The following is a 12,307-nucleotide window of genomic DNA, read 5'->3' on the forward strand; positions in this document are numbered from 1 at the left end:
GCCTTCTACCGTGTTATCGGGTCGGAGGTAGGCCGTTTGCTTGACGGAAAAGCTGGAAGAAATGATCTCCGCGAACCGTCACGAAATTCGAGCCGAGCTGTTGTGTGAAATAGACCACGTCGGACGGGGTGCTATCCCAGGCCACAAGTTGGACCGAGAGGAACAGGGGCGATTTGCCATCCCAGTTCGCCGCATTCTGCTTGATTCGTTCCAGAATCTTTTCTCTGGTTGTATCGCGAATCTGTATCGAGACTGGGAGCCCTTCGATGACGCTTGTCTTGCCCTGCGAAGAGGCATTAAAGAAGAGTCCCTGAATGCCCATACTCTGGTTATAGGTTTGTGCAACAAAGGGCGAAATATCCTGCTGCACATCCAGCGCATAGACCGTATCAAGGCCAGTCTTTTTCAGGTACTGCTTCGAGTGCTCGAAGTAGGTCGCAAGCTCTTCGCGCGGCCATTGGGAGGGATAGAAGTAGCCCATGCCTGAAGGCCCGGTAACCAGCACGTCGTTTGGTGTGGCAGTGCGCTGGTAGTAGTTCAGGATGAGCGGCGAGCCCTCCATGAGGAGCGGCGATGTGGACCATGTGATAGGCACCTTGCCGCGATTGGGATCATTCCAGAGCATGCGCATGTGGTGCTCGTTATACTGGAAGTTGTCGCCCTCGCTCATTACAAAGGTGACATAGATTTTGTTTTCCAGCGGCGGAGTGGCAGGCACTTTCGGGGCCTGAATGGGGCGCTGAATGCCTGAGTGCACGGTGAGGTTAGAGAACCAGTCGGCTGCAATCACGTAGACGCTATGGTTCGACATAATGCGGACACCATCGGCCTCGCTATCGAACCAACCGAGATACGGCGTTTCAGGCTCGACTTTGGAGGCAATTTCGTCGAGCAGTTGTGCTTCATCGCTGAGCTTGGACGAGAGCCAGAAGACCATAGCCTTGTTCGCAACCGCATAGTCGCGCAGGTAGCCATAGGGCACGCGGGTATCAGAGGTGACGCGAGGCCGTACACTGGACGCCGACACTTTGTACTGATTCCACATGTCAACCGAAACGATCAGTTGCTTGGTTCCGGCAGGCGGGGCGAAGCGATAGACAAAGTAGCGTTTCCCATCAGCGAAGCGATGCTGATTTTTCGGATCATATTTGCAGGCTGAGCGGCCATGATCAAACACATACTGCTCTTCGGCGTCGGTGCAGGGGATGAATTGCGCGATCACCTTGCCATCGGCCTTGACCGTCACCTGATGGACGGCAGCGCCCCACCCGCCGATCTGGAAGGCGTCCTCAAAGCGCAGATAAACGGCCTCGTTGCCCAGGAATTTGGACACGTCGAGGTCGTAGACTTTGCGGTTCGAGCTGTCCATAATCTCGCGGGTTTCCTCGGCGATCACCTGAAAGTCCTTCCAGTTGTCCTCGGGGACCATGATGCCGGTCATTGGATCGAGCCCGATAAGCATGCGATGTGTGGTTTGAGGCCACAGGTTTGTCATCTGCCAGTTGATCACGTCTAGCTTGCCTGTGAAGCGGCCTCGCAGGTCCTCGAGGATGGGGAGCTTCAGCGGAGGCGTGGTCAGTTTGGCGACCAGATCAGGATGAGCAACGATGCCTGTGCGTAGCCCTGCGAGCGTGGTCGCGGCATTGATGGTATCGGGAACATTCGGATCGTAAATAATGATCCCCTTGAGTTCTTTCTTGTATTTGTTGATGAGTTGCCAGGGATCTTGATACATCTTGTAGGGGACGCCAGTTTCCTGAAGCCAGGTATATTTTCCGTCATCCACCATATGTTCAATCAGGTAGATTCTGGGTCGTTCGCGATTGACAATGCCTTGCAGCGTGGCAAGGAGCATGCTCATCTCACCTGTCTCATGTTCCAGGTCGATAACGTCCAGATGGTTTGGTTGCGCAAATGTGGGAAGTTCCTGGTTTTCGGGCCAGCTTATGCCTTTTGTGTTTGCATGTTGTGATGTTGTTGCTGCAAATGTAGACTCTGGTTGCATAAATCCCGCCAATAGGCAAATGGTGAATAGAGAGACGATAAAGAGGCGTAACCTGCGCTGTTTCCATACAGCATGTGTCATATGGTTCCCTCCTACACGCGGCGCTACAAGATATCCGATATAACCCTTCATAACCACCACTCCACTTGATATCTGGGCTTTGTGGGCAACCTGTGCCCGTTCTGATGAATGCTTACGTGCCATCTCACGACGAAGAGGCTATACGCCTCATGGTGGAAACAATGTCAGCCCCCCTTTCTGACAGACGTTGAAGCAGTGAGAAACGCGCTGTTGTTGCTAGAAATGTGCGGGCGCCTGCTCAGGCGCATTTTTCTGAAAGCTGCAAGAGTACAATTTCTATTCTTAAAATGAAGAGTAAGTTCTATCGTAGAGAATACCATAAAAATTGATACTTTGCATGAAGTTTTCTTAACATAATGCTATGCATATTTATCATATTTTTATTTGTATGGATGTATGGAAGTAGAGGGGAATGCTGGTAAAAAAGGAAAGGAGAAAAATGGAGCAAGGGGTAATAGAAGGCGTGATAGATGATAGGATAGATATGAAGACGTGCAAGGACAGGGGTACGCGAAAAGCCGGTACCCCTGCCTCTCAGGACTATGCCGGAACCAGTTCGGTCTGGCGGTCCCAATGGCGATGTTGGGCGATTGCCTGCGCGAAGTGGTCAGACAGCACATTCAGGTCAGCCACATTCTGGGCAGTGACAACGCCAGCCGCATCAACGACCCCCCCGTTTGACGTCGGATCGCTGAGTGTCAGGTTGGGAATGTTGGCATGTTTGAGGAGGTCAATACCATCTCCAATAGCGGCGATTGCCTTCCCATGCTTATATGCTTCGGCGATGAAGTGACGCGCCTTGCCCTGCTTTTGTAGTTGTGAGAGATTCTCGCGGCCATCGGGCACAAAGACGGCATCGAACATGATAGAACTGGTTGTTGGTGCATTGACATCGACCGGAATTTCCTGCCCTGATGAACCTTTGATTGTGCCAAGCGTGTTAGCAATCACAAAGACATGTGCTCCCTTGCTTTCCAGCGTCTTTTTGAGCTGCTGAATTGTGGAGTCATTCACCCCATCGGCGGCAAGGATGGCCACGCGTCTACTTTTGATCGAATCATTCTTCTGATTTTCAAGGCTCAAGGCTGGTGACTGCTCTACCGTGCGCTTACCGGAAGGAGGCTGAACGCCGGGGCGCGGGTTATTCGTCGGGATGTTCACGCCGATACCCTCTGCGATACGGACTGCAAGCTCGTGATCAACGTGCTCATAGAGCCCGACCATGCGTTCGCGAATCTCTTTTGAAGGAACCTTCCCCAGCTCAAAGTGAGCGGCCTCTACCAGATGTTCCTGCTCAGGAGGCGTGAGGCTCTTCCAGAAAAGGGTTGCCTGACTGAAGTAGTCCATGAAGCTCTCACTGCGACTCCGAATCTTCTGGCCCTCAACTTTTTCGGCATAGTGGACATAGCCATGCGCTGATTCTGGGGCCAGCATCGGACAGCCGCCACCCAGGGAGTTCGGGAAGTAGCTGGTTTTGCCTGTATTGATCGTCTGGCGCATGTAGCCATCGCGCTGGTTATTATGAACCGGTGCCAGTGGACGATTAACCGGGATCTCGGCAAAGTTCGGCCCACCCAGACGGATCAACTGGGTATCGAGATAGGAGAACAACCGGCCCTGAAGCAGAGGGTCATTGGTGAAATCGATGCCCGGAACGACGTGACCTGGATGGAACGCTACCTGCTCTGTTTCGGCAAAGAAGTTTTCCGGGTTGCGGTTCAGCGTCATTTTCCCGATGCGCTGCACTGGAATAACCTCTTCCGGGATAATCTTTGTCGGGTCCAGCACATCGAAGGCGAACGAAAACTCTTCACTTTCCTCAAAGATCTGCACGCCAAGCTCATATTCGGGATAGTCGCCCATCTCGATCGCTTCCCAGAGGTCGCGACGGAGCCAATCGGGGTCCTGACCGGCCATTTTTTGCGCTTCATCCCAGACCAGTGAATGGGCGCCGAGCACTGGTTTCCAATGGAATTTGACGAAATGCGCTTTCCCTTGCTCGTTGACGAAGCGGAACGTGTGAACGCCGAAGCCCTCCATCATGCGGAAGCTGCGCGGGATGGCGCGATCTGAGAGCAGCCACATGGTCATGTGAGTGGCCTCGGGCATGAGCGAGAAGAAGTCCCAGGCTGTGGCATGGGCTGTAGCGGCCTGTGGCATCTCGCTATCCGGTTCTGGCTTCACCGCATGGACCATATCTGGAAATTTGATGGCGTCTTGGATGAAGAAGACCGGAAAGTTATTTCCAACGAGATCGAACACGCCATCCTTCGTGTAGAATTTGGTGGCAAAGCCGCGCACATCGCGTACAGTATCGGCGGAACCACGCGAGCCGACCACGGTTGAGAAGCGCACGAAGACCGGTGTTTGCTCGCCTGGATCTTGCAGGAAGCTGGCCTTCGTGTATTTGGTCATTGGCTCATATACCTGGAAGTAGCCATAGGCGCCGGCACCGCGAGCATGCACTACGCGCTCTGGAATACGCTCATGATCGAAGTGCATAATTTTCTCGCGGAAATGGAAGTCCTCCATCAGGGTTGGACCGCGCTCACCGGCTTTCAGCGAGTCGTCTGTATGAGGAATGCGAACCCCTTGATTGGTTGTCAGATACTGCTCTTCGGGGTGCTCGCGAAAGGTTTCCAGGTTTTGATCTTTCCTGTTTTCGTTGTACTTGGATTGGTCGCTCACGGAAAAGCTCCCTTTCTAGCAAAGACTGTTTTAGCCTGATCAGACGGTCTACCACAGAGGAAAGCCATGCTTGAAGTGCACTTTTCCTCGGTGATCCTGACTCTATCACGTCTCCCGAACTCGCGATGTTCCAGCGAACTCAAGGAATGGCATTCAAGCCGTCTCCACGCGCTCGATCTTCCCCAGGCTTTTTTGTTGCTCGATCCAGAAAACCTGATAATCTGGAAGCACATCCCCGCCTATCTGGAATGTGACGACGCCGTTCTTCTCATCTGCGCTGAGCAGCGTATCATGATCGCCCGCAGGGAAATCATGAGCGATAGAAGTGACAGGAGTAGTAGCAGTGACAAAAATTTCAAGTTTCATGACATTCTCTCCTGTGTTATTGTATGTATCTCCTCATACCAGAGCACGGACGAAGGGAGAGAGCCGTTACAATGCCAGTGCTTCGCGCCTTGTATGAGCTACAAGAGTGGGAAGAGGGCAAGAAAAGGGTACAAGGAGGTTTTGAAATGGTTGTCGCTCTGTTGACTTTTGGTCGTACTCTATGGTACATAATGAAAGAGAAGAGCGCTTCGGGATGACGAGGTGTGTCCAGCTCGCTTGCTTCTGGGTTGTCAGAATGCTGTATGCTTTCCAGGATTTGGTGTTGAGGCACTGCACGGCGCAACTGGCCTATACATCTTATTGACATCCCGACAGGAGATGATATCGTCTCTATGCCCGTATCAATGGTGTTGTACAGGGAAGTACGGCCACGTGTTGACGTGGCACTGAACGTGAAAGGAGCGTTTCTACCATGCGAGAAATGGGCTTGTCTTCGGCGAGAAAAACATGGAAGTTGCTGGCACTCGCCCTTATCGTCACGCTTGTACCGTTGTGTGCTGTTCTGCTTGTCCCCTCGCAGGGTGCGCAAGCACATGGCTCGATGTCTGCCCCGATCAGCCGGGTGTATGCCTGCTATCTGGAAGGCCCCGAGCATCCGCAATCGGCGGCCTGCAAATACGCGGTCTCGGTTGGAGGCACGCAGCCGCTTTATGACTGGAACGAGGTGCATATCCTCAATGCCAACGGTCGGCATCGTGAGCTGATCCCTGATGGCAAGCTGTGTAGCGCCAATAATCCGAAATATGGGGCGTTCGATACGCCACGCACGGACTGGTACACGACTCGGCTGCAATCGGGAGCGCAGTACACGTTCCAGTATCGAGTGACAGCAGCGCACCGAGGAACGTTTTCGCTGTATATTACGAGAAATGGCTATGATCCCACACAGCCGTTGAAATGGTCGGATCTGGAAGGCCCCTTCCTGACAGCTACCAACCCTCCCATCGTCAACGGTGCATACCAGATGACTGGCACAGTTCCAGCCGGCAAGAGCGGCCATCACCTGATCTATTCCATCTGGCAGCGCTCGGATAGCCCCGAAGCGTTCTACACCTGCTCGGACGTGTCGTTCTAGGAGTATCCAGGTTGCCTGCAACCAGAAGATGAGTGTTGGTAACCATCCGTTCATAGGAGCGCTTCCTTCCCCTTCCACAAGCATTTGGGCCGGAAGAGGAACAGGATGCGCTCCTGTTACCTCCTCCATGCCCGTAACCGTTTCATCGGACACAGCGTTTTCGCGTGTCATACATATATACGATGTTCTGGCAAAATGGGGACATCGAAAACGGGCAATTTTTTGTTTCGGGCGAAAATTCGTCATGCAAGGCTCTGTATATGCGAAATTGCCTGCCGATTGTGTAGAAAAGAGAGAAAAATGAGGCTGCTATGGTTATTCTGGCTATTTTTCCCTGGCAAGAAGTGGATCTTTTGTCGTAGGAAAAAATATTGACTGTTGATATTTAACAACATAAAATATTGAAGGTGTTGAGTAATTGGAAATGGTGGTAAAAGTGCTCCCATTAAGGGAAGAAGAACCGGAAGAATAAGCGATGCAGTCACGAGAACAGCTAGTAGCCCATTTTGAACAGGTGCTCCATGAGCACATACAGTGCGTCAACCAGCGAAACCGCTCTCTTGTTGAGCAGACGGGACTCACGGTTCCTCAAGCTAAGGTGATAGAAGCGCTGATCGGGTTTCCTGAGGGATGTTCGATGAATACTCTGAGTCATCGGATCGGTCAATCCTGTGCATCTCTTACAGGTCTGGTTGATCGCCTCGTAAAAGTTGGACTGGTGAGCCGTGTGCCTGATATACATGATAGACGTGTCGTGCTTGTCTCTCTGACAGCGGAGGGACGCGTCTGCGTGAATGAGCTGGAGCGGCTTCGCAAGAGCTCTTTTGTCAATGATTTGCAGGATTTCACTGCTGAAGAACTGCTGCAATTTGCCTCTCTGCTTCAGAAATTTTCGCAGAGGATACAGCAAGGTATTACCGTAGAGAGTGCAGGGAAGCAGGGAACGGCTGTATAGTTGCGCAATGATACTTCCTATGTAGTTACGAGAGCAATGGGGCAAACTCCTTCCTTCATTGTCTGCACATGTCGTTACTCTTGAAATCACCATTTTCAATACTGAAATGATCTGGAGCAGCAAGGTTGCTGTTCTTTGTTTTTGTCTGTTTTTATACCCTGGATTTTGTCGTTGTTTATGGTGTACCCTATAAAGTGTGCCATGCTATTACATCTTTTTTGTGGTTGGTTCGGGTGATGTGCTACTTGTATGTCGGGTACGGTAGAAGAAATATGGGGACACCAGGGGGTTATGAGTACAGCTTTCAGCGGGTGTGGTGTTTCTTACCTGTTTTTAGGAATGTGCTGTACAGAGTGTGGTTTTATCTCGAATTGTCTCAGGAGCGAGTATGTTTCAGAGGAAGTTAAGTCAGAAGGTGAGCGTCAGTGTTGTGTTTGTCGCTGCCATGTTCATGAGTATCATGGACGGGACGATTGTGAACACGGCACTGCCCGCAATCGGGCATCAGTTTTCTATGCCAGGGACGACGGTTGACGCGATTGTTGTTTCATATCTGGTAAGTCTGGCCGTGATTATTCCGGCTTCGGGCTGGTTGGGTGATCGTTTTGGAACGCGTCGCGTCTTTTTATGTGCGCTTGGCATGTTTACGGTGGCATCGGCGCTATGTGGTTTGGCGAATAATTTTGGTCTTCTTGTTGCTTTTCGTGTTTTACAGGGTATCGCTGGTGGGGCTATGACTCCGGTTGGTAATGCGATGTTGATTCGCACCTTCCCGCCCGCAGAGCGCGTTCAGGTCTCGCGCATCCTGAATATTCCTACCGTGCTTGCGCCTGCGACCGGTCCCGTGCTTGGTGGTTTCCTGGTGAATCAGTTCTCGTGGCACTGGGTTTTTTACGTCAATATTCCGATCGGTATTGCGGCGCTGGTGTTTGCGTTGCTCTTCCTGCGCGGCTTCGATGAGCGTACTGCGGAGCGCTTCGACATTCCCGGCTTCTTCCTTGCCGGTATTGGTCTGGCGCTTGGTATGTATGCAATGAGCGAGGGTCCCAAGTACGGTTGGCTCTCTCCGACTATTCTCGGCGGCCTGGTTGCTGGTCTGGTTTTGATTGCTGTATTTATATTCGTGGAACTTCGGGCAAAGGCTCCAATGCTAAACCTGCGCTTGATGACGAATGGCCTGTTTCGCAACAGCAATCTGGTGACGGTGCTGACCGGAGCCGCTTTTATGGGCGTACTGTATGTCGCGCCGCTCTTCTTGCAGGAGGGACGGCAGGTTGACGCCCTGACCTCTGGCCTGACAACCTGTACTGAGGCCCTGGGCGTGATTGTGGGCACTCAGATCGCTTCCCGCATCTATCCGGTTATCGGGCCGCGACGCCTGATGATTGGTGGTATCGTGAGCGCAGCGATTGTGATGGCGTTGCTGGTCGTGATGGGCCAGACAACCGATCTGTGGATTATGCGCCTCTTGATGTTCCTGCTCGGTTACTGCATGGCACACATCTTCATCTCGACTCAGACGGCGGCATTTGCGAACGTGACGGCAAGTGAGACCGGGCATGCATCGGCTCTCTATAATACCGTGCGTCAGGTTGGTTCCGCGCTTGGTGTTGCGGTGCTCAGTACGGTGATTACGGCTGTTGGGCCGACGACGGTGACGGCTTCGGGCGCAACAGTTCCGAATCTGAATGCGTATCATGCTGCCTTTATCGGTTCTGCAATTATTGCGCTGTTCGCCCTCTTCTTCGCCTTCCGTGTGAGCGACAAGGAGGCCGAGGCAACAATGCGAAAGAAGCAGCCGAGAGAGCAGGTCGAGGCAACATTGAGTACTGAAGCGAGCATCTAAAGGGAGAAGTGCGGTTATAAGCCTCTTCTCGGAGCAAAAAAGAAGTGTGAAAGGGATACCGTATCACGTATGCGGTATCCCTTTTTTGTATATCAATGAGCGAGTTTGCGCCCGATGCACAGTGCAATGCGATGTGAGAAATAGAGCTGGCCATCCTGTACATATGGTCGTGTTCCGCTGAGATCCTGTTCGCTGTCCCGTTGTAGCATTTCGCGAACCTCGACGGCTTGCTGCTCAGGCGTGTGCGCATTGCGGAGCCAGCTTTCAAGCTGTTGTGGGCGAGTTTCAGTCGAGATATGTTCTATTTCTAATCCACAGGCCGTAAAGAGGGCAAGCAGTGCGCTGATCGATAGTGCCTGCGTGTGCGAGGGATCACGGAACCGCTCGAAACGGTTTTGATACTCGGCACGGGCTGGATGCTCACTTGTTATCAGATCGTTGATGACAACGGAGCCATTCGGGCGACAGACGCGCGTCATCTCGGCAAGCATTCGCCGGGGTGTTTCAACGTGATGAAGGGCGAAGCGCGATACGACAATATCAAAGCGCTGATCTTCAAATGGAAGCTGCTCCGCATCTCCAACCTGAAAGCGAAGCCGCTCTCGCCCGCGCTCTTTGCGCTTCTGCTCGGCGATAGCAAGGGGAGCGTCGGTCAGATCGATACCAATCACGTCGCATCCGGCCTCTGCAAATGCCATCGCGATAGAACCGGGACCGGTGGCAACATCGAGTACATGTGCCTGGGGAGCGGGATGCACCGTCTCGACCAGACGACGCAGCGACTCCTCATTCGTGATGAACGGGTTGGCGGCATAGGCGTTTGCTTGCCTGGTAAACGCCTGGCGAATAGTCTCTTTGTGGGACATTTCTTGTCTCCTTACTTGCCTGGGATGTCATCCTTTTGTGTAGCTGGCACTCTTTTTTGTACGCTTTTTGGCGTTATCTCTTGTGTTTGGGCCGGCGATACTGCGAAAAAGGAGTATACATCGGGTGTTGTTAAAGGTCTTTTTTGTCTACTTCTCTACTGGATATAATAGTACAAGCGGAATCTCGCGTGTTGTGCGTTGCTGGTATTTGCCGTAGAGTGGAGCGCGTTCCAGTACCCGCGGCCAGAGCTGCTGACGCTGTTCGGGGCTGGCTATCTCCGCCCGCATGTTCTGCGTGTTCGCACCTATAGTAACGATAACATCTGGATGATGTTTGAGATTAAGGTACCAGGCGGGATGATGGGGTGAACCGGCGTAGGAGGCCACGAGTATGTATGTCTGATCTTCGCAAATGTACCGCAAGGGCAGTGTGCGCTTTTTGCCCGATTTGCGCCCGATGGTTGTGAGTAGAAGAAGTCCGCTATGCTTGCCGAACATGCCGATCCGGCCGCCCGTGATGCGGTATAGGAAGAGAATGACGGCATTGAGCACTCTGAAAAAAGATTTTCGCATTTCGTCACCTTTCGCTTGAACGATCTCTCTCTTGTACAACGAAAGAAGGGCGATCTGCGAGACAGGCGGCATGGCTGTCTGTTTGAGAGCGCTGTCCAGCAGGCGGCCAGCGCTCTCAAGAGCCGTTATGCATTGGTGGGCTGGTTCGGCTCCTCAAGCCAGTGTGTTATCATTTCGCTGACCGGGTGAATGCTGATCTGTTGCAATGGTTCGTCGCCTGAGTTGATGAAGCGATGCGGCGTGTTGGGCGGTACAACGAGAATAGTTCCGCCCTCTACCTCTATTGCCTGATACTCAAGATAGAAAGTGACCTGCCCCTTCTGAACGATAAATGTTTCGGCGTAGGGGTGCATATGGAGGCCGGGACCATGACCGGGAAGTGTGTATGAGAGGAAAAACGAGACGGGTGCATTTCCGTGCTCACTTCCTGGAAACAGGTAGCTGCTCCCATTTTTAGGGAGATCCTGAATAGCTGTGTCTGCATCGCTATGACCTTTCTTGTCTATGGGTGTGCTCCGGCAATAGGACCGAACTGCATGCTTGCAAGCAGCCAGCGCCCTTGCTGACGAACAAAGACCATCGTAACACGGTACTGACCCTGAATCGGGTTCCCTTGAGATGCGCCTTTCAGCTCTTCGCGCACCAGAACGATCGCCGTATCTCCGTACAGACGGATGTAGGGATCTTGAAGCCTGACCATCTCGTGGCGTAGGTCACGTAAACCGGGCCAGCGTTTGCGCCTTTGTAAGCTGGAAGCCGAGAGGGCCAACGCACATGAAATCGTCGGCGAGAAGCTGCTGAAGCGCTGCAACATCCCCCTTCTGTTCTGCCTCACCATAGTGCTGCACGAGATCTTGAATTTCCTGTTGCATGCTGGATACCTTTCTTCCGACCGCTTTACATTCCCCGGTGGGCGGCCTATTATATAGGCAGACTGTCTAATGAAATTTTAGATGTACTGACTATACAATAAATTATGCGGAGGTGTCAAGCTCTTTATGAGTCCTCGTCCCTATCGCCTCGGACAACGCCAGGCAAGCACCGAGCAGACCCGCGCCCGAATTCTTGCGGCTGCTCGCTCGTTGCTGATGGCCTCCGACGGCTTTTCCAGCTTTTCTATTGAAATGGTGGCGAAAGAGGCCGATGTTGCCCGAATGACCGTTTATCATCAGTTCGGCTCGAAAATTGGACTTCTTGAAGTGTTATGTGATTCGCTGGCGGCAAGTGGCGGGATGGAGCACATGGCAACCATATTTCAGCAGCCTCGGCCGCTCAAGGCACTTCAGATGTATATCCAACTGTTTGGACGCTTCTGGGATGAGGATCGGCTGGTGATGCGGCGTTTGCGAGCGCTGGCCGCTTTGAATCCTGATTTTGAGCAGGTGATACGTACAAGAGATGGGTGGCGACGCAAAGGGGTTCAGGTATTGACCCAGCGTCTTGCTGATAGCAGACTGCTTCCGCCTGGCAAGCCGCTTGATGAGATTGTGGATCTGCTGTTTACTCTGACCAGTTTCGAGACGTTTGATCTGCTGGCCGGGCCTGAGAAGCGAATTCAGGATGTGGTGCCTCTTGTGCAAAAGCTCACACATGCCGCTTTACAGCTTCCGGACACGGCAGAGGATGCCGTCAGCGAAGGCGAGCCCGCTGGGAAGCCCTGTGGTGATGCGGGGGAATAAGCGTTTTCAGCACCTTCCCCTTGCCAGATGGGTGCCCGATACGGTACACTACATAGAGATACCTCAAAATATGCTCAAGAAATTGGGCTTTTTGCTCAAGAAAAGAGTCAAGGAGTGCCGGGAAGCCTGGTCGGCCACCGGCGCTCTTTTTG

At 52.6% G+C, this 12,307-nt stretch carries 12 protein-coding genes; 4 read left to right on the plus strand and 8 right to left on the minus strand.

The genetic code is table 11. From position 1 onward, the window contains the following. Positions 1–13: 13 nt before the first annotated feature. From EI42_RS16385 to EI42_RS16395, 3 genes are all read right to left on the minus strand, one after another. The gene (locus EI42_RS16385; RefSeq protein WP_170142684.1) at positions 14–2,086 is read right to left on the minus strand and encodes a GxGYxYP domain-containing protein; all 2,073 of its coding nucleotides are present in this window, start codon (positions 2,084–2,086) and stop codon (positions 14–16) included. 540 nt (positions 2,087–2,626) lie between these two features. Next, the gene (locus EI42_RS16390; RefSeq protein ID WP_111323702.1) at positions 2,627–4,774 is read right to left on the minus strand and encodes a catalase; all 2,148 of its coding nucleotides are present in this window, start codon (positions 4,772–4,774) and stop codon (positions 2,627–2,629) included. A gap of 153 nt (positions 4,775–4,927) precedes the next feature. After that, entirely contained in the window at positions 4,928–5,140 is a 213-nt protein-coding gene (locus tag EI42_RS16395) for a hypothetical protein (protein WP_111323703.1), read from the minus strand. 433 nt (positions 5,141–5,573) lie between these two features. Here EI42_RS16395 and EI42_RS16400 point away from each other — a divergent pair, with 433 nt between their 5' ends. From EI42_RS16400 to EI42_RS16410, 3 genes are all read left to right on the plus strand, one after another. Next, positions 5,574–6,236, plus strand: coding sequence for a lytic polysaccharide monooxygenase auxiliary activity family 9 protein (locus tag EI42_RS16400; RefSeq protein WP_211326210.1), 663 nt, complete (start codon positions 5,574–5,576; stop codon positions 6,234–6,236). Between the two features lie 475 nt (positions 6,237–6,711). Continuing rightward, positions 6,712–7,191: a MarR family winged helix-turn-helix transcriptional regulator gene (locus tag EI42_RS16405; RefSeq protein WP_111323704.1), complete on the plus strand. Its 480-nt coding sequence runs from the start codon at positions 6,712–6,714 to the stop codon at positions 7,189–7,191. A 388-nt stretch (positions 7,192–7,579) separates the two neighbouring features. After that, the gene (locus EI42_RS16410; RefSeq protein WP_111323705.1) at positions 7,580–9,037 is read left to right on the plus strand and encodes an MDR family MFS transporter; all 1,458 of its coding nucleotides are present in this window, start codon (positions 7,580–7,582) and stop codon (positions 9,035–9,037) included. 92 nt (positions 9,038–9,129) lie between these two features. Here EI42_RS16410 and EI42_RS16415 read toward each other — a convergent pair whose 3' ends face one another. The 5 genes from EI42_RS16415 to EI42_RS32600 all read right to left on the minus strand — a co-directional run bounded on the left by EI42_RS16415 (position 9,130) and on the right by EI42_RS32600 (position 11,348). Then, positions 9,130–9,903 (minus strand): class I SAM-dependent methyltransferase, encoded by a 774-nt coding sequence (locus EI42_RS16415; RefSeq protein WP_111323706.1) that lies wholly within the window; start codon positions 9,901–9,903, stop codon positions 9,130–9,132. A gap of 147 nt (positions 9,904–10,050) precedes the next feature. Further along, positions 10,051–10,476, minus strand: a complete 426-nt coding sequence (locus EI42_RS16420; RefSeq protein ID WP_111323822.1) for a nitroreductase/quinone reductase family protein — start codon at positions 10,474–10,476, stop codon at positions 10,051–10,053. Between the two features lie 125 nt (positions 10,477–10,601). Beyond that, the gene (locus EI42_RS16425; RefSeq protein ID WP_307722245.1) at positions 10,602–11,030 is read right to left on the minus strand and encodes a cupin domain-containing protein; all 429 of its coding nucleotides are present in this window, start codon (positions 11,028–11,030) and stop codon (positions 10,602–10,604) included. Then, entirely contained in the window at positions 10,979–11,176 is a 198-nt protein-coding gene (locus EI42_RS32595; protein WP_170142685.1) for a nuclear transport factor 2 family protein, read from the minus strand. Before EI42_RS32595 ends, EI42_RS16425 begins: the two co-directional genes overlap by 52 nt. A 13-nt stretch (positions 11,177–11,189) precedes the next feature. After that, entirely contained in the window at positions 11,190–11,348 is a 159-nt protein-coding gene (locus EI42_RS32600; protein ID WP_170142686.1) for a nuclear transport factor 2 family protein, read from the minus strand. Between the two features lie 126 nt (positions 11,349–11,474). Between EI42_RS32600 and EI42_RS16435 the strand changes: the two genes are divergently transcribed. After that, a complete protein-coding gene (locus tag EI42_RS16435; protein WP_111323709.1) occupies positions 11,475–12,155 on the plus strand; it encodes a TetR/AcrR family transcriptional regulator in 681 nt (226 codons plus the stop codon). The last annotated feature ends 152 nt before the right edge of the window (positions 12,156–12,307 follow it).

The organism is Thermosporothrix hazakensis, assembly GCF_003253565.1.
GTDB classification, from domain to species: Bacteria; Chloroflexota; Ktedonobacteria; order Ktedonobacterales; family Ktedonobacteraceae; genus Thermosporothrix; species Thermosporothrix hazakensis.